This window comes from Bifidobacterium sp. W8114 (genome assembly GCF_016101165.1).
GTDB classification, from domain to species: Bacteria; Actinomycetota; Actinomycetes; order Actinomycetales; family Bifidobacteriaceae; genus Bombiscardovia; species Bombiscardovia asteroides.
Window position 1 is genome coordinate 285,451 of the sequence record NZ_JACFRA010000002.1, and the last position, 26,040, is coordinate 311,490.

Below are 26,040 nucleotides of genomic sequence, written 5' to 3' on the forward strand. Positions count from 1 at the left end.
CAGAGAGGCGACGACACTATGAAAAACAAAGGCTAAGGCTTCGAACAGATCATCGCCCTAAACGGCCGTATTGTTTCGTCGCTGCCTATGCATTGGGTTCCATCCGCGAACTGAATCGCGGATGGAACCCAATAAGCGGGTCAGATATCAGGCCCGAGTCACTTCTGAGCCAGCATGGACTGGTTGATGGCCGCCAGGAAGTCCCGGTTGGTGGCGGTCTTCTTCAACCTGGGCACCAAGGTCTGGTAGGCCTGCTCGGTTTCCATACCGCCCAGAAGGCGACGCAGACGGTAGACCACAGACAACTCCTCGGGCGCGGTGATCAGCTCCTCGCGCCGGGTGCCGGAAGCGTTGATGTCGATGGCGGGGAACATGCGCTTGTCGGCCAGATCCCTGGTCAGCCTCAGCTCCATGTTGCCGGTGCCCTTGAACTCCTCGAAGATGACCTCATCCATCTTGGACCCGGTCTCCACCAGGGCCGATGAGATGATGGTAAGGGAGCCGCCGTTCTCGATGTTGCGGGCGGCACCGAAGAAACGCTTGGGCGGATAGAGTGCCTGCGCATCCACACCGCCGGAGAGGATGCGGCCGGAGGCGGGAGCCGAGATGTTGTAGGCGCGGGCCAGGCGGGTCATGGAATCCAGAAGGACCACCACATCCTGCCCCAGCTCCACCAGGCGCTTGGCCCGTTCGATGGCCAACTCGGCCACAGTGGTGTGATCGCTGGCGGGACGGTCGAAGGTGGAGGAGATGACCTCGCCCTGAACCGTGCGCTCCATGTCAGTGACCTCCTCGGGCCGCTCGTCCACCAGGACCACCATCAGGTGCACCTCGGGGTTGTTGGCGGTGATGGAGTTGGCGATGGACTGCAGGGTCAGAGTCTTGCCGGCCTTGGGTGGTGACACAATCAGGCCGCGCTGGCCCTTGCCAATGGGGGCGACGATGTCGATCAGACGACCGGTGATGTTCTTGGGCTGGGTCTCCATCCGCATGCGCTCCTGCGGGTAGAGGGGGGTCAGCTTGTTGAAGTGGGGCCGCCCTGCAGCGTCCTCCACGCTCATGCCGTTGATGGTGTCAATGGCCTGCAGGGGGACGAACTTCTGCCGCTGATTGCGGTGCTCGCCCTCGCGCGGAGGACGGATGGAGCCATGCACGGCATCGCCCTTGCGCAGGCCGTACTTCTTGACCTGGCCCATGGAGATGTAGACATCGTTGGGACCAGGCAGGTAGCCGGAGGTGCGCACAAAGGCGTAGGAGTCCAGCACATCCACAATGCCTGCTACAGGAACCAGATCCTCGGGCTTGAAATTCTCCCTGGGCTCATAGTCGCGATCACGGACGGCATTACGGTGATTGTTGCGGTTGCGTCGATCATTGCGGTCATTGCGATCGTTACGGTCATTGCGATCGCCACGGTTCCGGCGATCATAGCCGTTGTGACGGTAGTCACGCCCATCCTCGCTATGATCCTCATAGCTGCGCCGACGGGGCCGGTCATTTCGTGAGGGCAGTGCTGCCAGAATGTCGTCCAAGTTACGCACTGAACCAGAGCCGGAACCTTCGCGCTCCTCACCATGCTCACGCTCGCTCCGGCCACGGTTGGTGTGGGAGCCTCGGGATGAATCCGTGTTGCGGTGACGGCGACGGGATATGACCACGTTCTCCTCGTCGGCAACGGTATGGGGGAAGCGGTTCCTGTGCTCGGTATGGCCGCTCTTATGAGCGTCAATGCCCAAAACGTCGAAGAGGTCTCCAACAGGACGCTCATCCTTGGATTCCTTAGATTCTTCGGTTTCGGTGGACTCCTGTCCGCCTTCCGCGGAGGACTTCGTCGCCTGCCCTGCCGGCTGCTGATTGGCGTCATGGCTCCCCTTGGCCACGGCGGCCGCAGCCTTGGGCTTACCAACGGTTACTCCCTCAGGGGCCTTGCCGCCCGAGCGTGCCGCCTCGATCGTCTCGATCAGGACTGGCTTGCGCATGCCGGAAATACCGCGCAACCCCAGCTGCCTGGCCAATTCCTTGAGTTCGGGCAGCTTCATGGAATGAATATCTTGGCTTGTTGCCACTGTTGTAATGCCTTTCCTTCGCTATACCTAATTAGGTTAGGCAAATAGCTTGAGAATAGTGCGGGGGTACCGCTCATGAAAATTCGATGCCGACTCGGCTTATCGAACTTCCATAAGCCTACAACGCGCGGCCGACGGGTGCAAGAACCGGCCTGCGTGTCCAGAAATCACAGGTAAACCTCTAGACTGGGCATATGAATGATCGATCATCTCTGCGTGAACAGCGGCGGAGCGAATTCGTAACCACCGCCATGCGGGTCTTCGACCGGAAAGGCGCTGCGAACACATCCCTGCGCGACGTAATCCATGCCATGAACCACGGTAAGGGCGTGGGCATGAGCGTTTTTTATTACTACTTCAAATCCAAGGACGACCTGGTAGATGCCTGTGTGCGTACCTACCTGGCCTCCTACGTGGATCATGTAGTCGACATCCTGCAGAATCCTGACCTGAGCGTTCAAGAGGCGCTGGATGACATCTGCCCGCATCTGATAAGGGCCATCTGGAAGATGGATGTCATCTTCGCAGACAAGGCCAACTGGTACAACTACCTGAGCACCAACAGCAATGTGATGGAGGGCTTCGTCAGGCAGATCATCGACCCTTTGACCAGGGCCCTGGACCGATGGCTGGATCGGGGCGACCTGCCGCGGACCCAGCTGATCCAAACCGCCGGCACCCGTACTGTGGCCTGGCTGATGGCCGACGGGCTCTCGTCCATCGTCAGCAACGGCAGAGGAGCGGCAGGCCACCCGCAGATCAGAGAGGTGGTCCGTCAACGTGTTCGCGAGAGTGTGGCCTTCTTCTCGCAGCTGTTGGGCCTGCCCCTGAAGGCACCGGCCATCGCCCTGTCGTAAATGACAAAGCCCCCGACCCTGCAGTCGGGGGCTTGAAGCGAAACAAAGGCCGAGGTTTGTCTACTTTTCCTCGTGGTAGGACTTCTCGGTGTTAACGTTCCAGACGTTGGTCTTGTCGGCACGCCCCGATTTGATGTTGGCCACAGCTTCCATGGATGTGGCCATGGAGTGGTCCTGGTTGTTGTAGTGGTGCTGCCCGTTGCGGCCTACACAGTAGAGGTTGCCGAAGGAGTCCAGCCATTTGACCAGCTCCGGCATCTGGGCGTAGGTGTCGAAGTAGGCCGGGTAGGCCTTGACCACCCGCTCCCGGTGCGAGTCCAGCACGTCGGTAGGGCCGTTGATGATGCCCATCCGGGTCAGCTCCTTGATGGCGAAGTCAGTCGTCTCCTGATCGCTCATGCTCCAGAAGTCATCGCCCTCCTTGCAGAAGTACTCCAGACCGATCCAGACAGTGCCGTCCACATTCTTGACCATGTAGGGGCTCCAGTTGTTGAAGATCTGGATGCGGCCCATCTTGTAGCCGGGGTCCTGCACATAGATCCAGCAGTCAGGAACGATGGGCGGATCGCCCAGGGTCTTGATGGAGGTGGTGTTGCGGATGCGCAGGTGGCGGACCAGCAGGCCAACGGTCACGAAGTCGCGGTAGGGCAGACCCTGAGCCACTCTGACCATTTCCTTATCGGTGGAGGGCTCCTCGTGGGCAATGGCCTCCACCAGGTCCTTGATGGGCATGGAAGAGATGATCTGATCAGCCTTCAGGGTCACCTCTTTGCCATCAGCGTTGCGATAGATCACACCGGTCATGTGGCCATCGCTCTGGGTCAGTCCGATTACGCGGGCATCGGTGATCACGTGGACCCCATGCTCCACATTGCGCCGCTCCACGGTCTCCCAAAGCTGCCCTGGACCCAGCTTGGGATACCAGAACTCCTCGATCAGGCTGGTTTCGACCTGATGGGCATCACGCTTCTTGGGCAGCAGCTTCTGGAAGGCGTTCTTGAGTACGCCCATGATGCTGAGCCCTTTGACCCGCTGGGCGCCCCAGTCGGCGCTGATCTCGCGGGGATGGCGACCCCAGAGCTTTTCGGTGTATCCCTCGAAGAACATGGAGTAGAGTTTGCGGCCGAAGCGGTTGATATAGAAGTTCTCCAGATTGTCCTCGGGCAGCTTGTGGACGACGGACTTCAGGTAACTGAACCCGGCCTGCATGGTCAGCTTGAAGCCCATGGCCTTGAGGGTGTTGAGCGTCAGGGAAATGGGATAGTCGAAGAAGTGGTGGTTCCAGTAGATCCTGGAGACTCGGTGACGCTTGAGCATGACCCGGTCGGTCTTCTCCGGATCAGGGCCACCAGGCTCCAGGTCGTGGTGGCGACCAAGTTTTTTGTCGTCATAGGAGGGTGCCCCTTGCAGAGGCAGGACATCCTTCCACCAGTCCATGATCCGGTCATCCTTGGAGAAGAACCTGTGGCCACCGATGTCCATGCGGTTGCCGTTGTGTCGAACTGTGCGGGAGATGCCGCCGAATTGCTCAGTGGCTTCCAAAACGGTGACATCATATTGCTTATCACCGCCATCCTTGACCAGTTCCCATGCCGCCGTCAAGCCGGCAGGACCACCGCCGATGACGACTACAGACTGTTTGTGTTCCATGCCATCCTCCTGAAGACAAATAAAATCATTATTACTGTATCCAGGCCTTCCATAAACCCAGGTTTCCAATCGACTTCCCACACGAATTCCCGCCATTGCGTGGAGTAAACGTAATGAGAACCATTCTTTTCACCGCTTAGCCCAACGAATCGGGGATGTCGATGTCCGTCTTCTGCACTTCCTCCACATTGACATCTTTGAAGGTGACGATGCGGACGTTCTTGACGAACCGGCTGGACCGGTAGACGTCCCAGACCCAGGCATCGGTCAGCCGGACGTCGAAGTAGACGTCCTGCCCGGCGGATCGGACGTTGAAGTCCACCTTGTTGGCCAGGTAGAACCGCCGCTCGGTCTCGACCACGTAGGTGAATAGCTTGATCACGTCCCGATACTCGCGATACAAGGCCAGTTCGGCGTTGGTCTCGTAATTGTCGAGATCCTCGGCACTCATCGACTACCTCCATTCGCGCGATCACGGCCATGACCAAGCGTACGCCACCAGGCGCGCTTGGAGCGCTTGGACTCAGACGACCCATAGGCCCAATCCGATGCCGTATGCTCCTCGCCAGGCTGCTCGGCGGTCGACCCCCCGGAACCGGACTCCTCCGCATCCTTGGCGTCCGTCTGACCAGAGCCCGTCTTCTCATCACTCCATCCGCCGGATCCTGCATGGCCTTCAGCAACTTCTCCTGAACGCGGACCATCCGTCGGGGCCTGATTGGCCTTGTCACCTGATGCCTGCGTGTCCTGAGATGCCGGGGTGGCCTCCTTGGACTCGGCTTCGCTGATACCGCCATCCTCATCCGCGGCGTATCCATGTGCAACAAGGGCTTCTGCCACACCAGGATTTTCGCGGATGACATGCATGCCAAACGCATTCAAAGAACGGATGGGATCATACTCGTCGACCAGGGCGTCCATGACGATCTGATCCTGATACTTGCCATTCTCGGCATCCCAGAGCGCATCACGCGAGGTACCCGAGATCATGAAGCCCAGGGACTGATAGACGGAGATGGAACGTGTGTTTTTCTCTGGCACAGCCACCCAGATCCGGTGCAGGCCCAGACCCGTAGGAGCAGCCGCGTACCCGTAGGTCATGATTCTGGGCATGGCATCCCGGGAATAGCCGCGCCCGCGGAAATGCCTGCCCAGGACCACCTGAATCCTGGCCGAGCGGGACCAGCCGTCCACATCAATCAGGAAGATCATGCCGATGACCCCCTTGGTGGCATCGGCATCGGGCGAGCCGTCCTGGTCGGTGTCCGCATCAGTGACCATGGCCCAGGCCAGGGTACGGCGGGACTCTGGATCGCCCACGCCCGAATCACGGGCGGCCAGACCCTTGGACCAGGCCACCGACCGACGCACCCAGGCGTTGACCACGGCCCGTTCGGCGCTAGGCCCCTTGCCGGTGATGCCGGTGGAATTGTAGAAGGCCTCCAGCTGATCCATTGCCGTCAAGTCGGCGATGACCGCCGGACGCAGGTGCAACATCTCGCCCCGGATGTAGGGAATCTCAATCCGGTCGGGCAGCTGCCTGCTCGCCACATCGTCAGATTCCTCGCTTTGCGTTTGCGGTCGGTCATTGCCCCTGCCGCTCATAGACATCACGTCACCTCCATGATCGCCACCCTGCGATGGCAATCAATTGTAATCCCTCGCCCCTGGGAAAACCATGAGAGGCCGGGCGGGTCCGCCGGTCCGAACCCGATGGGACAAGGCCGGCGGACCGGGCGCGGTCAGGACTTAGCGATGCGCTCCATGACGATCTTGCTGACCGCCTTGGCATCGGCTTGGCCCTTGGTGGCCCGCATGACCGCTCCGATAATGGCGCCCATGGGCTTCATGTTGCCGCCTTTGAGCTTGGCCACGATGTCCGGGTTGTCCTTGAGGGCCTGATCGACAGCGGCATCCAGAGCCCCATCGTCCGAAACCACCTGATAGCCGTGCTTCTTGACGACCTCGGCAGGCTTGCCCTCGCCGGCCAACACACCGGAGACGGTCTGCTTGGCCAACTTGTCATTGAGCTTTCCGTCAGCGATCAGCTGTTCCACATCGGCGACATCCTGAGCCGAGATAGGCAGCTCCTGCAGACTGACCCCACGGGCGTTGGCTTCGCGGGAGATCTCGCCCAGCCACCACTTGCGGGCTCCGGCAGCCGTGGCGCCGGCCTTGACCGTATCCTCAATCAGATCCACGGCATCCGCATTGACCGCGTCCTGCATCTGCCGGTCTGTGAAGTCCCATTCCTTCTTGAGACGGGCGCGGCGCTCACGCGGCATCTCAGGCATCTGGGCCTTGAGTTCCTCGATATGGTCCTTGGTCACATGGACCATGACCAGATCGGGGTCAGGGAAGTACCGGTAATCGTTGGCATCGGTCTTGACACGGCCGCCTGCCGTGGTCTGCGTGGACTCATCCCAGTGACGGGTCTCCTGCAGCACCTCCCCGCCGGACTCCAGCAGGGCCGCCTGACGGCGGATCTCGTAGGTCAGCGTCTTCTCGATGCCCTTGAAGGTGTTGACGTTCTTGGTCTCCGACCGGGTTCCCAGAGGGGCGTCCGGCCCGGCATGCAGGGAGACGTTGACGTCGGCGCGCATGTTGCCCTGCTCCATTCGGGCGTGGGAGATGCCCAGGGCCCGGACGATGTCGCGGATGGCCCGGACGTAGGCCCCGGCCACCTCGGGGGTGCGCGCCCCGGCGCCCTCGATGGGCTTGGTCACGATCTCAACCAGAGGAACACCGGCACGGTTGTAGTCCACCAGGGAGTGGTCGGCGCCCTCAATACGGCCGTCGGCCCCACCCACGTGGGTGTTCTTGCCGGCGTCGTCCTCCACATGGGCCCGCTCAATGGGCACACGGAAGATGCTGCCGTCGTCCAGCTCCACGTCCAGATAGCCCTCGCCGTTCAGGGGCTTGTCGTACTGGGAAATCTGATAGTCACGAGGCATGTCCGGGTAGAAGTAGTTCTTCCGGGCGAACTGGCTCCACTCGTTGATCTGGCAGTGCAGGGCCAGACCCAGCTTGACCGCATAGTCGATGGCGGTCTTGTTGACCACGGGCAGGCTGCCAGGCAGGCCCAGGGAGACCGGGGTCAGCTGGGTGTTGGGCTCGCCGCCAAACTCGATATGGGCCGGGCAGAAGAGCTTGGTGTTGGTGCAAAGCTCGACATGGACCTCCAGACCGAACACCGGGTCATACTTGGCCACGGCATCGGCGTACTTCATCAGTTTTTCAGCCATTATGATTCCGTTTCCTTCCGATGCCTACTTGGTCGATCCCTGATCCAGGCCATCCAGCCAGGGGGTGGACAGCTTCCGGGAGATGGGCCCTCCCCACTGCTCCTCCAGGGCCGCCTCAAGTGCAGCGGCAGGCCTGTACATGACCTCGTCGCGCATCTGGGGGGCGAAGAACTGGAAGCCGACAGGCAGCCCGTCGTCGCTGAGCCCGGCGGGAATCGACATGGCGGGGGTTCCGGCCAGGTTGGCCGGAATGGTGGCCACGTCGTTCAGGTACATGGCCAGCGGATCGTCCATCTTCTCGCCGAAACGGAAGGCCGTGGTCGGCGAAGTCGGCGATACCAGGACATCGGCCTGCTCGAAGGCTTTTTCGAAGTCGCGGATGACCAGGGTGCGGACCTTCTGGGCCGAGCCGTACCAGGCGTCGTAGTACCCGGCGGACAGGGCGTAGATACCCAGGATGATCCTGCGCTTGACCTCGTCGCCGAACCCGGCCTCGCGTGTAGCGGCCATCATGTTGGCGGCCGTCTGGGGAACGCCCTCGGGGGGCATGACCCGCAGGCCGTAGCGCATGCCGTCGTAACGTGCCAGGTTGGAGGAGACCTCGGAGGGCATGATGATGTAGTAAGCAGCCAGCGCGTAGGGGAAGTGCGGGCAGGAGACCTGAACCACCTGAGCGCCCATGGATTCCAGTAGCGAGACAGCCTCGTTGAAGCGGGCCTCGACGCCAGGCTGGTAGCCCTCGCCACCCAGCTCCTTGACAAGACCCACCTTGAGGCCCTTCAGGTCACGCTTCTGACCCTGCCGCGCGGCCTGGGCCAGAGGGGGAACCGGCTTGGGAATGGATGTGGAGTCACGACGATCATAGCCACCGATGACCTCCTGCAGCAGTGCCGCATCCAGCACTGACCGGGAAACCGGACCAATCTGATCAAGGGAGGAGGCCATGGCTATGGCCCCAAACCTGGAGACACCACCGTAGGTGGGTTTGACACCCACGGTGCCGGTCAGAGATCCGGGCTGGCGAATGGACCCGCCGGTGTCGGTACCCAGGGCCAGCGGAGCCTCAAAAGCGCCGACAGCCGAGGCCGAGCCGCCACCAGAACCGCCTGGGACCCGTTCGGTGTCCCAGGGGTTGTGTGTGGGCTTGAAGGCCGAGTGCTCAGTGGAAGACCCCTGGGCGAACTCATCCAAGTTGGTCTTGCCCAGAATAGGCATACCCGCGGCCTTGAGTTTTTTGATGACAGTAGCGTCGTAAGGCGGCACCCATCCCTCGAGGATCTTGGAGGCAGCCGTGGTGGGAATGCCCTTGGTGACGATCATGTCCTTGATGGCAATGGGAACGCCGGCCAGTTCCGGCAGCCCCTCGGCCCCATCATGAGCCAGGCGCTGGTCGAAGGCGTCAGCCTGCTCCAGGGCCTGATCGGCGCTGACATGCAGAAATGCATCGATGCTGGGCTCGGCAGCCTCGATCACATCCAGATGAGCCTGAACCAGTTCACGGCTGGAGACCTGCCCCGACCGCAACTGTGCGGCCATATCGGAGGCGGATTGCTTGACCAATTCTTCCTGTGCGCTCATCGTCTCACTCCTCACCCAGAATGCGCGGGGCCACGAACATGCCCGACTCGGTGACCGGAGCCCCTGAAAGTGCAGCCTCCTGGGTCAGCGGTTCCTCAGCCTCATCAGGGCGCAGATAGGCCTCCAGAGGAATGGGATTGGCGGTGGGGGGCACGTCGTCGCCGGCCACCTCCTGAACCTTGGTGATGGAATCGGCGATCACGTTGAGTTCGCCCTTGAGGCGGTCAGCCTCCTGATCGGTCAAAGCAATACGGGCCAGATCGCCCAGGTGCTTGATCTCTTCACGTGTAAAAGTTGGCATACCTCTTATCATATGGGTGCTCTATGACACGCAAAAGGCAGGCTCAACCGATGTCTACGCGCCGGAAGACCAGGGTTCCCAAAGCACAGGATAGAGCCGTCCAGGCCATCATAATCAGGCCCGCCTGCCACCATGTCGGCCACCATCCGACGCCTGTCCCTGACACCCGGCCCATGCCCGTGAGGAAAGTGCCCAGCAGGCTGGCTGGGGTCAGCCTGAAGGGGATCCGCAGCCAGCCGACAGGAAGGCTCAAACCCCTCAGGAGGCCCAGAATCAGTGGCAGGATCAAGGTCAGCCCCAGGAACAGGCCGATTCCGCCGACCTTGGATCGGCTCAAGGCACCCAGACCCAGGCCCATCAAAGCAAAGAGGACCAGCATGAGCGGTCCGCCCAGAAGATCGACAAGAGCGAGCCCGGGCTTGGAGGCAGACAAGGCACCAGATCTGCCTGACAGAAGCAGGGTTGCCAGGATCCAGCTGAGCAGCAGGCCCGCTTGTGCCGCTAACCAAGTCAGCAAGGCCAAGGCAAGGCCCTTGGCCATCAGAACCATGCCCCGACGAGGATTGGCCGTCAGTGTGCTCTCAATGGTGGCGCCGGAAAACTCACGCGTAAGGACCAGAACCCCCAGAATGCCCGCCACAAACATGCCCGGAAACAGGCCGAAAACGGCTGTCGTCCAGAAAAGGCCACTGGAGGCAGGCAGGAGGTGAGCCAGGAGGTGATCGGTCTGCCGAGCCAGGCCAGCCATAAGACCGGTGCTCAACGGCTGTAGGAACATGACAATCAGGAGCAGAACCCGGGTCGATCGCAGGGAGAACATCTTGCGCAGCTCCCCTCGAACCGCCCCTGAAAGGGTCAACTGACCGGAGGGCCGACGCAAATCCAGGAGGGACAGCCGCGAGGTCCGACGCAACCGGGTAAAGGCGGAGCCATGCCGTGGGGTTGCTTTATCAGATCCCGTGGGTACCTCTCGTCGGCTCCGGCGGACTTGGCGACCGTTGTCGGCACTCATGGCCGCGCATCCCCTCTGCCATGGATGACATCCTTGTAGGCCTGTTCCAGGGAAACCTCCTCCTGCTGAAACTCATAGAGCACCACACCCTCCTGGGCCAGAATCGAGGCTGTGGAAGCCAGGGGCGCACCCTGGATGCGGAAGCGGGCGGCATCCGGCGGACAGCTCTCGTCTGGCGGCAGACGGGTGATGCTGATTCCGGCCGCCGTGGCCAGGGCGGCCTTTAATTGGTCGGGCTGCGGCGTCACCGCATAGAGAGAGTCACAGGAGTGCTCACCAATGAACCGGGCCACCGTCGTTCTCTCCAGGATCCGTCCCTTGGCGACGATGACCAGATCATCGGCGATTTGAGCCATCTCGTCTATCTTACGGGAGCTTAGGAGGACTGCCCTGCCCCGTGAGGCAAGACCGCGCCAGATGCCCCTCACCCGCTCGGCTCCCTCCGGGTCCAGCCCATCAAGGGGCTCATCCAGAACCAGGTTGTGTGGGTCACCCAGAAGGGCTGCGGCCAGGGCTAGTCGCTGACTCATCCCCAGAGAGAAGGAACCCGCCGGCCTGTCGGCGACCGATTGCAGGCCAACCATCTCCACCACCCGGTCCACCCGGCGGTGATCAATGCCATTGACCGCAGCCAGTGCCATCAGGTGTTCCCTGGCCTTGCAGGCAGGATGGGCGTTGCGTGGATTCAGTACCGCTCCCGCTGTCCGCATGGGCGATGAGAGCCGGACGAAGGACTGGCCATCGAACAGGACCTTGCCCGAATCAGGACGAACCAGCCCCAGTGCAATGCGCAGTGTGGTCGACTTGCCGGCGCCTTTAGGCCCCACAAACCCGGTCACCCGACCGTCCCTGGCCGTGAAGGAGACACGGTTCAGTGCCTTGCGGGAGCCAAAGCGCTTGGTGAGCGAGTCGAAGACAATCATGGCAGGGTCCCCTGCTCTGACTGACCCGCCACCCCGGCATGCTGGCAGATCCAGGAGTGCATGGCCACGGCAGCCGCGGCACCGGCGTTGATGGAGCGGACCGATCCGAACTGGGAGATGTAGACCACGTCGTCCGCCAGCTCCAAGGCCTTCTCAGACAGGCCAGGCCCCTCGGCACCGAACATGAGCAGGCAGTGACGAGGAAAGCGGTAGGTCTCCATTGGGACGGCCCCGGACACGTTGTCGATGGCGATCATACGGGGCATGGATTCCCCCAGCCCAGCTGTCTCTTCTCGCAGGTTGGCCGTCATGGTTGCTACGTCGGGGTCGTGAACCACGTGCTGGTAAAGCTCGGTCATCAACGAGCCCTTACGGTTCCATTTGTGGGGACCGACTATGTGGACGCGGCGTGCGGCAAAGGCGTTGGCTGTACGGACCATGGATCCGATATTGAAGTCGTGGGTCCAGTTCTCCACAGCCACCTCGAAATCATGACGGCCCCGGCGATCCAGGTCGTCCCGAATGGCCTCGACCTTCCAGTAGCGGTACCGATCCAGGACGTTGCGGCGATCCCCCTGTTCCAGCAGTTCAGAGTCATAGCGCGGGTCCGTCGGCATGGGCAGCTCAGGATGCTCCTCCTGCCAGGGGCCGACCCCCACCTCGCGGAAGACCGGCTCATCCGAGGCCATGGCCGCTCGGGTCACTGGATCAGGCTCCCTCATGATCGCTCCGGGGAATCGTCGGTCGTGCCGACGAACTGATCCTCCTGGTAGGCACAGATGAAAGGCAGCCTTTGCCGGGACCCGTCCACCGGATCCACCACCTGAATGCTGCCGTCCGTCCGACCACCCACCAGCGAGGCGATGGCCAGCGTCTTCGCGCCCTGACGCTGAATGATCCCGCAGTCAAGATTGAGCTCGTTATTCTTGCCCAAGGTAACCAAGGACGAGGTCTGCACGTAGGATTTTCGGCCCAGCCAGGCATCCAGCAGGATGACCCTCCTGCCCTCGATGGACGGACCCTTGATGGAGGGGTAGACGAAGTCCATGACGAAAGCGTCCAGATCCTGCCCACGCGAGGCTGCGGCATGGAGCATGGCATCAGCCAGTGGCACAGCGGCGGCGGTCAGGGCCCCGACCGCATCGAAGTCGTCGACTGAATAGCCTGCATCCTCCAGGGTGTCCAGAAGAACATGACCGGCAAGTTCGGCCCCGCGGTGATGGAAGGTGACCCCGCTCAGCTCGGTGAAGGGACGACCGCCGATCTCCCGGGCCAGGAGTTCACGCAGCTGATCGACCGGCTCGGGCAGATCCATGTCGGATCTGCGCCCGACGAGATCTGGTGATCCAGTGGGTCTGAAGAATGAACCCTCTTGTCTCTTCGTTGCCTCGTTCATGCTTATCAGACTAGCGCCGGAGGCCCCTAAGCGGCACTCACTGCCCTTGGTCGGACAAAACTTCCGGCGCGGTCAGCTCCCTGATATTGCCCTTGTCTGAATCGATCATGTCGACCGAATCGATGACCTTGGAGGGGTCCATCTGCTGCAGCTTGCGGGCGGTAACCAGAACGCGCGACTCCAAAGAGGAGGCGAACTTGTTGTAGGCGGTCACCGTGGCAGTGATGGAACGGCCCAGTTTGTTGGCCCGATCACCCAGGACCACAAAGCGGTCATAGAGCTCATGGGTCAACGTAAAGAGGGTGCGGGCGTCTTCAGACAGGTTCTGCTGCTGCCAGGCGTAGGCCACCGACTTGAGCACAGCCCAAAGGGTCACCGGCGAGGTCAGAGCCACCTTTTGGGCAAAAGCATCGTCCATCAGGGTGGGGTCCACCTCCAGTGCGGCCTGTAGAAGGGAGTCGTTGGGTATGAAGGCCACCACGAAGTCCGGGGCTGTTTCGAAGGCGTTCCAGTACTCCTTGTCGGCCAGGGCCTTGACGTGCTCTCGCAGGGCCCGGGCATGCGCCTTGAGCAGTTCGTCCCGGCGGCGCAGCTCATCATCCGAAGCGGTGTCGGGAATCTCGCAGGCCCGCTGGTAGTCGGAATAAGGGGCCTTGGCATCGATGGGAATGGTCTTGCCGCCTGGCAGGTGAACCACCATATCGGGGCGCAGGACGCGGCCATCCGAGGCGGTGACCACAACCTGGGTGTCAAAGTCCACATGCTCCAAGAGACCAGCGGACTCGACGATGTTCCTGAGCTGAGCCTCGCCCCAGGCGCCGCGCACCTTGTTGTTGCGCAGGGCCGAAGCCAGAGAGCTGGTTTCCTTGTCCAGCCTCCCCTGCTGCTCGCCCAGGCTCTTCAGCTGCTGTCCAAGGGAGCCCATCTCCTGCTTGCGGCCCTCTTCGATCTGGGCCACCTTGTGTTGGAGGGCGTCCAAATTCTTCTGCACGGGGGCCAGGGCCGAGAGCACCTTGCTCTCCTCCTCCATGCTCTGAGCCTGCCTACGTCTCTTCTCCTCTTCCTGAGCCTGTGCACGGCGGCGCTCCTGCTCGATTCTGATCTGCTCGGCCTGCTGGGCCTGGGCCAGCTGGGACTTGACAAAGGAGAGCTCGCGGTTCAGACCGTCCACCTTGGTCCGCGCCTCCACCAGAGCCGCATCGGATCCGTGAAGCCGTTCCTGAGCCTGGTCCAGCTGCGAGCGCAGCTCATCCACCTGGCTGTCAGACCCCGTGCCGACGGCCCTCCGACCCCGGGCGCGACCCAGCACATACCCGGCCAGTCCTCCCAAAAAAATACCAATCAGCAGGAGAAGCACCACCATGACCACTGATGACGTAGAATCGAACATATGTTCTAGTAAACCTCCAGTACTGGACCCGAAAGCCAAGTCGACACGGTGACCAGTCGGCGATAATTCGAGAATTCGTTTTTTCCGCAAGGAATCGGCCTTAAGTCCGGTGTCGGGCCGCAGTGACGGGCAGAATAGGAAATATTGAGGGGTTGGAGCAAGACCGAAGGAGATCCGTGGGTATCGATATCTTCCTGGCGATAGCCGATCTGGTCGTGGCCTGTGCGGTCACCTGGCTGATCATCTGGTACTTCCTTATGCCGTCGGCTCATGTCAGCGACCAGAATGCAGCCGTAGACTCCACGGCCAACCGTCCCTGGCGTGATCCCGAGGATTGGGGCAAATGGGGGGCCGATCTGGACTCTCGCAGCCACCGCCTGCTCAGGCCGACCATCGTAAGCGCCCTGCTGACCGCGCCTGTTCTGGTTCTGGATCTGTTCGATCGTTTCGGCCCCGATCTGATTCCCTCCTGGCTGACCAGCCCCTGGGTCCAGGCTATTCTGATAACCCCGGTCATCTTCTACTGCGGCCGCGGAATACTCATGGACGGGTGGAAGGCCATGACCCAGCACCGCTGCAGCCCCGATCTCCTGGCCATGCTGGCCACAAGCCTGGCCTACCTGTACAGCCTGGCCACCTGTCTGGCCGGATCCCTGCTGCCGGAGGGCTCCCGATCCCCATACTTCGATCTGATAGGCGTGGTCATCACCCTCCTCTTGCTGTCCCGGGTCATCGGGACCAGAATGGAAGCATCCTTAGTGGCCTCCTTGAACCATCTGACGGAGATACGGCCAGCTTCAGGGCTGGTGGCCGATTCCGAGCATCCGCAGACAGTCCCCGCCCAGATTCTTGCACGTGACCGGATTCACCCAGGCGATCTACTCCTGGTGCGCACGGGAGAGCGCCCGGCCGCCGATGGTGTTGTAGAGTCAGGATCGGCCCTAGTGGACGACAGCGAGCTGACCGGCGGCGACCGACCCCGGCCATGTGGACCCGGCGACCGGATCCTGGCCTCCAGCAAGATTCTGGAAGGTCGACTGTCCATCCGCGTGGATGCCGCCGGCGACAACACCTATGCAGACAGGCTCGTCAAGATCATCCCCCAGGCCCTGGTCGAACGCTCCCCTGACATGCGCAGGATGGACAGGATCGTCCACACAGCCATCGCCCTGATCATGATCGTGGCCATCTGGACATTCATGCTCTGGCTCATGCTGGGTCCGCAGCCCCACCTGGCCCATGCTGTAGGCAATGCCGTCTGTGTACTGACCATCGCCTGTCCTGCCGTCGCAGCCATGACCATCCCCATGGCCTTCCGAACCAGTCTGGAGACCGGCCTGGCCCACGGTCTGCTCTTCACCTCGCCACGGGCCATGAACCACCTGGGCCGGGTGCGCGCGCTGATTCTGGACGACTCCTCTCTGCTGGATCCTGACGATTCGGAGGGCCAAGGTGTCCACACGGAATCCCTGACCCGGACCGCCACCCATCTACGCTCCCTGCGAGTAAGCAGCCTGATCCTGGATGGGAGCCGCCAGCCGGACGACAGGATTGAACGGGCCGCCCGTCAGGCGGGCGTAGATATGCTGATCACCCGGTTGACCCCCGAGCGCAAGCGCGAGTGCATGGATCGGCTCAATCACGACCTGACCCGGACCAGCAGGGGCGTTCCAGCGGATCGAACCGGTCAAGACACCGAATCCGCCGGGAGGCAGGGCCGAACCAGCCTGGTGGCTCTGGCGGCTGGGACCACAGCGGATCCCAAACTGATGACCAAGGCTCAGGTAGGTATCACTTTGGGTCCAAAACTCCAGACCGACACGGACGATGCCTCGGACGACATCGACCTGCCGCAGCCGGACCTGATCCTGCACCAGGGCGACCTGGACGGGACCAGTAGGGCCATAGAACTGAGCCGAGCCACCACCCGGGTCATCAGGCAGAACCTGACCTGGTCCACTGTCTACAACATCATCGCCCTGGTGATTGCCACCGGAATCTGCCAACCCTTCTTAGGCTGGATGCTCAATCCCATGATTGCGGCAGTAACAGGGGCCCTATCCACTATCCTGGCCATGATCAACGTTCGCCGTCTGCACCGGCTGCGGCACCTGCGCCGTCGCTGGCTGCACCTGGCCCTGATCGACACGGACCAGCTTCCGACAGTCGCGGCGCGTCGCCCCCAGGTCATCGTTGACAGCCAGTGGGAGTCCATACAAGAGGGCAGGGATCCAGCGGCCGCTATGGACTGAATCCACAGAGCACAATACATGATACAAAAAGGGCCGGCACCCGGAAATTATCCGGGTACCGGCCCTAATTGATCTCAGCGAGACTGGGACTGACCCTGATCGTCGCCCCGTGCGGCATGACGGCCACGACCACCATCACGTCCGCCATCGCCGGCATCAGCATCGCCATCGCCATCGGCCGTCACATCGTCGACCGTGACCGAGTCGTCGACCAGATTCTCGGTGGGCCAAGCGGTCAGCTCCAGATGGTCGCCGCCGGTCTGGTCCACCAGGACCGTGTCGCCGTCGTGGACCTTGCCAGCCAGCAGCATCCTGGCCAGCTGATCACCGACCTCGGTCTGCACCAGCCTACGTAGAGGTCGGGCGCCGAAGGCCGGGTCATAGCCCATGTTGGCCAGCCACTCCCGAGCGGAGTCGGTGACATCCAGGGTGATGCGCCGGTCGGTCAGCCGCTGGGCCACCTGCTTGACCTGGATGTCCACAATGGAGCCCAGCTCGTCGCGGGTCAGCGGATGGAAGATGACCAGATCGTCCAGCCGGTTAATGAACTCGGGCTTGAAGTTGGCCTGTACAGCATCCATGACGGCCTTGCGCTTGCCTTCCTCGTCCAGGTCGTCCCGGACCAGGAACTGCGAGCCCAGGTTGGAGGTCATGATCAGGATGGTGTTCTTGAAATCCACCGTCCTGCCCTGGCCATCGGTCAGCCTTCCGTCGTCCAGAACCTGCAGGAGCAGATCGAAGACTTCAGGGTTGGCCTTCTCCACCTCGTCGAAGAGGACCACCGAGTAGGGCCGCCTACGCACGGCTTCGGTCAGCTGGCCACCCTCTTCGTAGCCCACGTAGCCTGGAGCAGCGCCGATCAGGCGAGAGACCGAGGCCTTCTCCATATACTCCGACATATCGATGCGGACCATGGCCTTCTCGTCGTCGAAGAGGAAGTCAGCCAGGGCCTTGGCCAGCTCAGTCTTGCCAACGCCGGTGGGACCCAGGAACATGAAGGATCCAGTGGGCCTGTCAGGGTCGGCGATGCCGGCACGCGAGCGCCGGACAGCGTCGGAGACTGCATGGATGGCCTCCTGCTGGCCGACCACCCGCTTGCCCAGGTAGTCCTCCATATGCAGGAGCTTCTCGTTCTCGCCTTCCATGAGCCGTCCCACAGGAATGCCGGTCCAGTCGGAGACGATCTCCGCCACGGAATCCGCATCAACATGGTCAGGAACCATGGGCTCCTGGGCCGGACCTCCGGCAATGTCGGCTCCATCGGGACCAGCGTCATTGGAGGCGTTCTTGGCCTGCTCGGCCGCGTTCTCCGCCTGGGCCAGCTGCTTGCGAATGCCGGGAATCTCCCCGTAGAGGATGCGGGAGGCCTTCTCCAGATCCCCCTCACGGGTGGCCTTGTCAGCCTCGACCCGCTTGGCATCCAGCTGGGCACGCAGGTCGCCGACCTTGTTGTGGCCGGCCTTCTCGTTCTCCCAACGGGCCTTGAGACCACCCAACTTCTCGCGGGAGTCCGCCAGCTCGGCCTGCAGCTTACTCAGACGGTCCTTGGAGGCCGGATCATCGGCCTTCTTCAGCTGCATCTCCTCCATCTCCAGACGGGTGACGCGACGTTGAAGCTCGTCGATTTCCTCCGGCTGTGAGTCCAACTCCATCCGCAGGTGGGCAGCGGCCTCGTCAACCAGGTCGATGGCCTTGTCGGGCAACTGACGACCTGAGATGTACCTGTTGGACAGGGTGGCCGCAGCCACCAGGGCATCATCCCCGATGGTCACCTTGTGGTGGGCCTCGTAACGCTGCTTGAGACCGCGCAGGATGGCCACGGTGTCCTCCACAGAGGGTTCACCCACGAAGACCTGCTGGAAGCGGCGCTCCAGAGCCGGGTCCTTCTCGATGTTCTCCCTGTACTCGTCCAAGGTAGTGGCGCCAATCAGGCGAAGTTCACCCCTGGCCAGCATGGGCTTGAGCATGTTGCCCGCATCCATGGATCCCTCGGCTGCACCAGCACCGACGATGGTATGGATCTCGTCGATGAAGGTGATGATCTGACCGTTGGCGCTCTTGATCTCGTTGAGGACAGCCTTGAGTCGTTCCTCGAATTCACCGCGGTACTTGCTGCCGGCCACCATGGAGCTCAGATCCAGGGAAATCAGCCTCTTACCCTGCAGAGTCGTGGGCACGTCGCCGGCGACGATACGCTCGGCCAGGCCTTCGACCACGGCGGTCTTGCCCACACCGGGCTCGCCGATGAGGACAGGGTTGTTCTTGGTCCGCCGGGACAGGATCTGCATGACACGACGAATCTCCTGGTCCCTGCCGATGACCGGGTCCAGCTTGCCCTCCTTGGCCTGGGCGGTCAGATCGGTGGAGTACTTCTCCAGGGCCTTGTAGGTGCCTTCGGCATCCGGGCTGGTCACCTTGGCGCCACCGCGCACCTGGGGCACGGCCTTGCGCAGGGTATCGGCCTGCAGACCGTTCCGATTCAGAATATCGGCAGCCTGCGAAGGACCCTGGGCTATGGCGATGAGCAGATGCTCGGTGGACACGTATTCGTCCCCCATGGCCTGCATTTCCTTCTCGGCCTGGGCCAGGGCCATGCTGAGCTGACGGCTGGCATCAGGCTGCGAGGCCGTGGATCCGCTGGCTGACGGAAGAGCCACCAAGGCCTGACGGACCTCTGCACCCACTCGTTGGCTGTCACCGCCTGCGGCCTGAATCAGTCCAGGTACCACGCCGGACTGCTGACGCAGCAGAGAGTCCAACAGATGGAGCACATCCACCTGGGGGTTTCCGGCCGCCGAGGCCGACTGGATAGCATCGCCGATGGCCTGCTGAGCCATGGTGGTGAAGTTTTCGTTCATAGAGCATCCTCCAACATTCTTCGGCGGGACCAACCGAATTACTCGATCAGACCCCGTCACGGGTTCATCTGTCTTCTACAACAGCGGAAGGAGGACACCTATTCCCAAACTTGAGCCCATTCGACTCAAGTTTTTACCTTATTTGTTTTCCTGCTACATGCTACTCATCGATGACCACATTGCGCAGGTAGCCGATTCCCTCTATCTGGACCGTGGCCTCGTCCCGGTTTTTCAAGGAACCTGTGGCGTGCGGGGTACCGGTCATGATGACATCGCCGGGCAACAGGGTGGCGAAGCTGGAAATGAAGGCAATCTGTTCGGGAATGGAGTGGATCAGGTTGGCGGTGGTGCCACTGGCCTCGGGCACCTCTTCCCCGTTGAGCTTGAAGGATATCTTCGCATCCCGATAATCCAGGTCGGTTTCGATCCAGGGCCCGAGGGGGCAGGCGGTGTCAAAACCCTTGCAACGGGTCCACATAGGATCGTTCTTCTGCAGATCGCGCAGGGTCACATCGTTGACGCAGGTGTAGCCCAGCACATAATCCATGGCCTCGTTGACGCTCACCTTCCGCGCCATCCTGCCTATGACGACGGCAACCTCGGGCTCGTAGTTCATGTCCTTGCTGTAAGAGGGCTTGACGATGGGGTCGTCAGGACCAATGACCGAGGTGGAAGGCTTCATGAAGAGCATGAGCTTCTCCGGTGGCTCAGGATTCGAGGACTGGCCATGTTCGGCCATGTAGGCGGCGTGAGCGCGGTAGTTCTTGGCTGCTCCGTAGATCTTGGAGGGGATGACCGGGGCCAGCAGCCGCACATCCTCGTCGTCCAGAGGGTAGCGCTTGCCGGTGGGTTCGACCTGCTGACCGGTCAGGGGGTAGCCGCTTAGCTCTACCAGGTAGTCCTTGCCGTCCTGCTTGTCAGTTTGGACGAAAGCATATCGTGGGGTGTCCTTGTAGGAAAAACGCGCGATTCTCATAGGGCACAGTTTAGCCCCAGGCGGGGCCTCTTGACAGGATCGGGTTCCGAAACAGACAGTGTCTGCTCAGATAAAAGCCCGCGGGCCGAAGATGGCTGTGCCTACACGGACCTCGGTCGATCCCTCAGCCACCGCATACTCCATGTCTCCGGTCATTCCCATGGACAGCATGGTGCAGGTGTCAGTGCCCGGCTGCCCAGAATCCCTGATGCGGTCGCGCAGGCCGCGCAAATGGGCGAATCCGCTCCTGATGACGGCCTCGTCGTCCACGTGTGCACCGACGGTCATCAGGCCCTTAAGCCGGATTCCCTCCATAGCGGCCAGCTCATAGGCCAGATCCAGAGCCTGGTCGGGGGCACATCCCGACTTGGCCTGCTCGCCAGACTCGTTGACCTCCAGAAGTATGCCCACGGTTCTGCCCGCAGCCAGTGCCCGCGTGGCCAGCTTTCGGGCCAGCGAGGGCCCATCGACCGACTCGACCGTATCGACATATGGCAGGATCTTATTGATCTTGTTGGATTGGAGCTGCCCAATAAGATGGAAGCCCAGGCTGGATGAATCATTGTCTGTCGCATCAACACCAAGGGCCAACCCCCTGTCCCGACAGAGTTCCAGCAATCCCTGGGCTTTGGCGGTCACCTCCTGTGGACGGTTCTCGCCAATCCGACGCACCCCGGCATCAATGGCCGCCATGATCTCGCCCACATCGCGTGTCTTGGTGGCCGCCAGCAGAGTCACCGAACCCTCTTTTCGACCGGCGGAGTCCTCCGCCTTGGCGATCCTTTCAGCCACTCGCTTGACCCCATCCGCGATCTGCACGGCCCGTTCACTGCTGATCCGCCGATTGCCCAGATCCTTGTGGTCCATATAGGCGACCATGATCCGCTACCTCCTTAAAAAACCGGAAGCTTTGACTGAGGCTATGGTAGCCAGTGGCTCATACCGGCCAGCCCGCAAGCCCGGGACAAAGCAGATGCCAGAAAGGAGGAACGGAATTCAGGATTGGAGAGCTTACAGACTCGGCTTTACATCAGAAACGTTCACCTCGCTCAGGTTTAGCTGTCGGTCCTTGCGGTCAGCGGCCAGGGTGTTCCACGTGAAACCATCCAGCAGTTCGTGCGCGCTTGCAGGTCTAGGACGGTCCAAAAGCCCCATCAGCCAGCCACAAATCCCCAATACCTGCCTGGGTGACCAGCCGTCCCTTCTGAGTGACCCCAGGTCCGGCGATCCGAAGCGCTTGGACATCCTCCTGCCGTCCACGCCGTCAATCAGCGGCAGGTGCGCGTACTGAACACCAGGAGCCTGCGACTGAAGATGATTCCGGATCCACATCTGAATGGCCGTGGACCTCAGCAGGTCCCGTCCTCGCACAATCTGATTGACGCCCATGGCCAGGTCATCCACCGTCACCGCAAACTGGTAGGAAACCAAGCCGTCCGAACGTCTGACGACCACATCACCGACCTGTCTGGGCAAGTTGAAGGACTGCGGGCCAAAAATCAGATCGTGGAAGCGACAGATGGCATCCGACTCGTCGGGCTGATCAGGGACTGCAATCCGGAGGCTGTGCCTCTGCGCCCGAGCCAGCCTTTCACTGACCATCCGAGGGGAAAGTCCTCGGCAGGTGCCCGGATAGACGATGAACCCGTCGCCTTCATTCGGTGCCGATGCCGCGCGGATATCGGCACGGGAGCAGAAGCAGGGATAGATCAGGGGCTGCCCGCCAACCAATTGCTGCGATTCCAACAACTTCAATGCCTGGCTGTATGCATCGGAGCGCTGGGACTGGTAGACCACCTCGCCATCCCAATCCAATCCCAGCCAGACCAGGTCATCCATGATCCAACGATCAGCGTCCTTGACCACCCTCGGCGTATCTATGTCTTCGATGCGAAGCCACAGGACCCCGCCAGACCCTTGCGACCTGACACCCAGCCAGGCCGCCAGACATGCATAGACATTGCCCAGATGCATCCGTCCAGTCGGCGAAGGTGCCAACCTTCCTACGACCTTGGCTTCGTCGATCTGGTCCGTTCTCGGTTCTCCCTTGTGCATACCGACATGCTTACATAACATCCGGTCATCGGGGAACTATCATTCAGTCAAACTATTGCATGCCTCTGGATGGTTACAAAGCAAATAATCAGAAGCTATCGAGCAGGCGATCAATCTCCTCGAAATGCTTGACCTCGGGCCGCCAGACCGGCTTACCGCGGACGATGACCAGCTTGGGATCAGACAGGGTCCGCACATTCTTGGCAGGGTCCTCGTCAAGGACGATCAGATCCGCATCCTTGCCCGTGTCGACCGAACCAGTGACATTGTCGAAGCCCAGGTTTCGGGCATTGACCTGGGTGGCAGCGTGGAAGGCCTGAGCCGGGGTGAAGTCAGCGTACCGCACCAGATAGTCGAGTTCTCGCCAAGTGCCGTACTGGGGCACAAAGGTCATGCCGGTGTCGGTGCCGACGCCGACGGCAATACCGTTCTCATGAGCCTGCTTGGCGCTCTTGACCATGCCGTCGACTACCAGCTCGGAATTGCCACGGACTATGTCGTTGATTCCCAGCTCCTGCTGGCTGATCTTGACCAGCGGCAATCCGGCGGACAGGGTGGGGTCCAGGGCAGAGAAACCACGAAGCGAGCGCGGATTGTCAAGGAAGAGCCCAATCATCTCGTCATCCAGAGCACTGCCATGCTCGATGGTGTCCACGCCCGCCTTGAGAGCGGCCTTGACCCCTTCGGGGCTCTGGGCGTGTGCTGCGACTAGCACACCAAACTCATGGGCCTCATCGCAGACAGCGGCCATTTCCTCCTCGGTCATCTGTGGGCTGCCGGCCTCGCCAAGCTTGGTGGCATCGGTCACACCACCGGTCGCAGCCACCTTGATGGCATTGACACCATGATCCAGGTTCTCCCTGGTCCGACGTCTGGCCTCTTCGGGAGAGGAGCAGGACAGGGCGATGAAGGGATCGCCATGCCCCCCGGGAATCGCCAGGAGGGGACCGGCAGCCAGCATGCGCGGGCCGGTCAGCTCGTCGGCATCAATCTTGTCACGCAGGCGAACCGCCTCATAGCCCACATCGCCCAGGGTACGAATGGTCGTTACTCCCGAGTTCAGCAGCGTGGAGACATTGCCCTTGATCCTGGCATCCATCAGGACTTTGCCGGCGGGGCTGTGCACCACCTTCAAACCGGCATCGACCACACGCGGTGACAAATCCGTACCGCCAGACAAGGGCTTGCCATCGGCGAAGAGATGGGTATGGGCATTGATGAGTCCAGGGGCCACAAACTTGCCCGTAGCGTTGATCCGGTGATATCCGGAAGGCACGTAAGCCAGCGGAGTCGGGCAGACCTGCTCTATCCGACCGTCCGCGGACACCAGAACAGACATATCCTTCTGGACCGTGCCTTTTTCATCACCGGTCGCGATGCTGGCATGCTCGAGCACAAACGGCTCGCGCTCTTTCCTACCTTGAAGACGCCCCATGGTCGTACCTGCCTTCCCATCTCCGATGCACTCATTGCGAGGAATCGGGCATATATGGTCAATCATATCCATGGCAGGACGAACCATTCAAGCGTGGCAACGCGATAGATAAGGTTTTGAGCCTCCAAGATGGGGTCCGGGACCTTGTTCTCACCGAGCAGCCGATCAGGCAGCGAAAAGACTCTTGAAAATCACAGCTCCGACGATGGCACCAATGATGGGGGCCACCACCGGAATCCAAGCCTCGTTCCAGCGTGAGTCCCCCTTATTGGGCACGGGCAGAATCCAGTGCAGGAAGCGCGGTACCAGGTCACGTGCGGGGTTCAGGCCAGGGCCGGTGGGACCGCCCAGAGAGGTGACCAGCCCCCAAACGATCAAGCCGACAACTATGGAGGCGGCAGCCAACCCCTTAGACCCCCACGGACCTTGTAGGCAGCAAAGGGCTCCGAGGACCAGCACCAGCGTGCCGAAGAACTCATTGATAAAATAATTGACCGGTGATCCCGAGGCATCGGTAGTGCAGAAGGTGCCCAGAATCGGTGCCGGCTCCTTGGTCATGCGGTAGTGCGGGAAATAGCAGGCATAGACGACCAGCTGGCCCAGAGCTGCTCCAATCAACTGCGCAAGAATATACGGCAGAACCTGGCTCCAGGGGAAGATGCCGATGACGGCCTGTCCCAGAGTCATGGCCGGGTTGATGTGGGCCCCGGACACACCACCGAACATGAGCACAGGAAACATGACTCCGAAGCCATAACCCATGGCGATGGTGAGCCAGCCGGAATGATGACCCTTGGTGCCCTCCAGATCCACATCGGCGACCGCGCCGTTGCCGAAGATCATCAATATGGCAGTGCCGACACATTCAGCGGCCAGCTTGGTCATGAGCGAATATTCCATTCGGCCCTTCACCCCTCTCTCGATGCCGTCTTGGAGCCCCTTCCTCCCTACCGGTCATACAAGGGCCAAGGCACGGGCATCATTCAATAAAAACGGGTGATGGCACTAGGCCGAGAAGCGCTCATGATCTCCATTGATTCAAGTGATTCGTTGAAATCCGATATCGCGCCAGCCCCAACCGCGTGTCACCATCAACACGACTGCACTTAAACCGGCATAAATATTCTATGCCAGCCACTGCTGATTTTGACGCATTGAGAACCATGCACGACCATCAGTGTCCCGGGTGGATTTCATACTCTCGGCAGATCATCAAAGCAGCTCACCCATGCGCCAAGCCGTCGGTTCGGCCGTCAGCAATGGAAGCGATGATCTGCCGGTCGGAGGCCGCCACAGCCTGGTCGCGGATGATGTATGGAGACAAGTCGATCTCCTTGTGCTTCGGCGGCAGCTCGACGCGCATATGGTATCGGCCCGTATGAGGATCCTGACAAATATGCGCCTGCGTGACACAACCGTCCTCGGGCACCTGAAGATAATGCCGGGATGTTTGCAAAGGGGTAAGACAGCCGGCTGACTCGCCATCCAGCCACACTTCTATGGTGGGCCACTGCCGATGCAGATCGGACTGCACATGGCTCCTGGTGACCCACACCCATATCCATACGCCCTTGCCATACCGAGCAAACAAATCCTGATGATCCTGACGCCGACCGACATCCACGCCCCTGCAGTCCTCCACTTCCGCTACCACCTTGCCGTCGGGCTTCGCATTGCAGGGAGTGCAGTCCATGTCGGCCAGATAGCTGCGGCGGAATCTCGTCTCACGCTCCTGCGGAGTCTCCTCATAATCATCAGGACGCGGCTGCACATGGAAACCAAGGCCTGCATGTTTCTCTTCGTCCACCCGAGCGGAGCCATCAGACCAACCTTCACCCTGAGTTTTCCTGGCATGCATAGGCTTTGCGCCCCGATGCGACGGCTGCCCATCCGGTCTACGTTCTCCGTGTGCCCTCCGACGCCGCCAGACAAGAACCCACACAAGCAATAGCGTCAGAACTACCCCGATCACGGGACTGCCGGCGAAAGCCGCAGCCAGGAAAAACAGGACAACGCCACCCACGACAACACTGGCGAAGATACGCA

21 protein-coding genes are annotated in these 26,040 nt (G+C 61.2%); 2 read left to right on the forward strand and 19 right to left on the reverse strand.

The genetic code is table 11. The features are described from left to right. Positions 1-158 precede the first annotated feature (158 nt). The gene (gene rho, locus H3T89_RS03975; protein WP_232347077.1) at positions 159-2,039 is read right to left on the reverse strand and encodes a transcription termination factor Rho; all 1,881 of its coding nucleotides are present in this window, start codon (positions 2,037-2,039) and stop codon (positions 159-161) included. Positions 2,040-2,260: 221 nt separating this feature from the next. On the opposite strand from rho, the gene H3T89_RS03980 reads away from it, so the two are divergent. Then, positions 2,261-2,923 (forward strand): TetR/AcrR family transcriptional regulator, encoded by a 663-nt coding sequence (locus H3T89_RS03980; RefSeq protein WP_015022509.1) that lies wholly within the window; start codon positions 2,261-2,263, stop codon positions 2,921-2,923. Between the two features lie 60 nt (positions 2,924-2,983). Here H3T89_RS03980 and H3T89_RS03985 read toward each other — a convergent pair whose 3' ends face one another. From H3T89_RS03985 to rmuC, 11 genes are all read right to left on the reverse strand, one after another. Further along, positions 2,984-4,573 carry an NAD(P)/FAD-dependent oxidoreductase gene (locus H3T89_RS03985; RefSeq protein ID WP_015022510.1) on the reverse strand — a complete coding sequence of 530 codons (1,590 nt, stop codon included), beginning with the start codon at positions 4,571-4,573 and terminating at the stop codon, positions 2,984-2,986. Positions 4,574-4,709: 136 nt separating this feature from the next. Continuing rightward, positions 4,710-5,024 (reverse strand): DUF2469 domain-containing protein, encoded by a 315-nt coding sequence (locus tag H3T89_RS03990; RefSeq protein WP_015022511.1) that lies wholly within the window; start codon positions 5,022-5,024, stop codon positions 4,710-4,712. Then, on the reverse strand, positions 5,021-6,184 hold the full coding sequence (locus H3T89_RS03995) for a GNAT family N-acetyltransferase (protein WP_015022512.1): 1,164 nt from the start codon (positions 6,182-6,184) through the stop codon (positions 5,021-5,023). The genes H3T89_RS03990 and H3T89_RS03995 overlap by 4 nt, the downstream gene beginning before the upstream one ends. Positions 6,185-6,315: 131 nt before the next feature. Then, positions 6,316-7,818: an Asp-tRNA(Asn)/Glu-tRNA(Gln) amidotransferase subunit GatB gene (gene gatB, locus H3T89_RS04000; protein ID WP_015022513.1), complete on the reverse strand. Its 1,503-nt coding sequence runs from the start codon at positions 7,816-7,818 to the stop codon at positions 6,316-6,318. A 24-nt stretch (positions 7,819-7,842) separates the two neighbouring features. Then, the gene (gene gatA, locus H3T89_RS04005; RefSeq protein ID WP_015022514.1) at positions 7,843-9,396 is read right to left on the reverse strand and encodes an Asp-tRNA(Asn)/Glu-tRNA(Gln) amidotransferase subunit GatA; all 1,554 of its coding nucleotides are present in this window, start codon (positions 9,394-9,396) and stop codon (positions 7,843-7,845) included. A 4-nt stretch (positions 9,397-9,400) separates the two neighbouring features. Then, entirely contained in the window at positions 9,401-9,697 is a 297-nt protein-coding gene (gatC, locus tag H3T89_RS04010) for an Asp-tRNA(Asn)/Glu-tRNA(Gln) amidotransferase subunit GatC (protein ID WP_015022515.1), read from the reverse strand. Positions 9,698-9,740: 43 nt separating this feature from the next. Continuing rightward, positions 9,741-10,709 carry an ABC transporter permease subunit gene (locus tag H3T89_RS04015; RefSeq protein ID WP_015022516.1) on the reverse strand — a complete coding sequence of 323 codons (969 nt, stop codon included), beginning with the start codon at positions 10,707-10,709 and terminating at the stop codon, positions 9,741-9,743. Next, positions 10,706-11,632, reverse strand: a complete 927-nt coding sequence (locus H3T89_RS04020) for an ATP-binding cassette domain-containing protein (RefSeq protein ID WP_015022517.1) — start codon at positions 11,630-11,632, stop codon at positions 10,706-10,708. Before H3T89_RS04020 ends, H3T89_RS04015 begins: the two co-directional genes overlap by 4 nt. Then, a complete protein-coding gene (locus tag H3T89_RS04025; protein WP_015022518.1) occupies positions 11,629-12,354 on the reverse strand; it encodes a TrmH family RNA methyltransferase in 726 nt (241 codons plus the stop codon). Before H3T89_RS04025 ends, H3T89_RS04020 begins: the two co-directional genes overlap by 4 nt. After that, complete coding sequence (locus tag H3T89_RS04030; protein WP_015022519.1) at positions 12,351-12,947, reverse strand: orotate phosphoribosyltransferase; 597 nt, start codon at positions 12,945-12,947, stop codon at positions 12,351-12,353. Before H3T89_RS04030 ends, H3T89_RS04025 begins: the two co-directional genes overlap by 4 nt. Before the next feature lie 118 nt (positions 12,948-13,065). Beyond that, complete coding sequence (rmuC, locus tag H3T89_RS04035; RefSeq protein ID WP_015022520.1) at positions 13,066-14,418, reverse strand: DNA recombination protein RmuC; 1,353 nt, start codon at positions 14,416-14,418, stop codon at positions 13,066-13,068. A 176-nt stretch (positions 14,419-14,594) separates the two neighbouring features. Here rmuC and H3T89_RS04040 point away from each other — a divergent pair, with 176 nt between their 5' ends. Next, entirely contained in the window at positions 14,595-16,670 is a 2,076-nt protein-coding gene (locus H3T89_RS04040) for a P-type ATPase (protein WP_015022521.1), read from the forward strand. Between the two features lie 74 nt (positions 16,671-16,744). Here H3T89_RS04040 and clpB read toward each other — a convergent pair whose 3' ends face one another. From clpB to H3T89_RS04075, 7 genes are all read right to left on the reverse strand, one after another. After that, positions 16,745-19,528 (reverse strand): ATP-dependent chaperone ClpB, encoded by a 2,784-nt coding sequence (gene clpB / locus H3T89_RS04045; RefSeq protein WP_015022522.1) that lies wholly within the window; start codon positions 19,526-19,528, stop codon positions 16,745-16,747. Between the two features lie 160 nt (positions 19,529-19,688). Next, positions 19,689-20,504 carry a fumarylacetoacetate hydrolase family protein gene (locus tag H3T89_RS04050; RefSeq protein ID WP_015022523.1) on the reverse strand — a complete coding sequence of 272 codons (816 nt, stop codon included), beginning with the start codon at positions 20,502-20,504 and terminating at the stop codon, positions 19,689-19,691. A gap of 66 nt (positions 20,505-20,570) precedes the next feature. After that, positions 20,571-21,383, reverse strand: coding sequence for a YggS family pyridoxal phosphate-dependent enzyme (locus tag H3T89_RS04055; RefSeq protein ID WP_015022524.1), 813 nt, complete (start codon positions 21,381-21,383; stop codon positions 20,571-20,573). A 132-nt stretch (positions 21,384-21,515) separates the two neighbouring features. Further along, on the reverse strand, positions 21,516-22,559 hold the full coding sequence (gene gluQRS, locus H3T89_RS04060; RefSeq protein WP_044090939.1) for a tRNA glutamyl-Q(34) synthetase GluQRS: 1,044 nt from the start codon (positions 22,557-22,559) through the stop codon (positions 21,516-21,518). 88 nt (positions 22,560-22,647) lie between these two features. Further along, positions 22,648-23,994, reverse strand: a complete 1,347-nt coding sequence (locus H3T89_RS04065) for a metal-dependent hydrolase family protein (RefSeq protein WP_015022526.1) — start codon at positions 23,992-23,994, stop codon at positions 22,648-22,650. Positions 23,995-24,159: 165 nt separating this feature from the next. Next, the gene (locus H3T89_RS04070; protein WP_015022527.1) at positions 24,160-24,894 is read right to left on the reverse strand and encodes an MIP/aquaporin family protein; all 735 of its coding nucleotides are present in this window, start codon (positions 24,892-24,894) and stop codon (positions 24,160-24,162) included. Between the two features lie 322 nt (positions 24,895-25,216). After that, on the reverse strand, positions 25,217-25,801 hold the full coding sequence (locus H3T89_RS04075; protein ID WP_044090940.1) for a hypothetical protein: 585 nt from the start codon (positions 25,799-25,801) through the stop codon (positions 25,217-25,219). Positions 25,802-26,040: the final 239 nt, after the last annotated feature.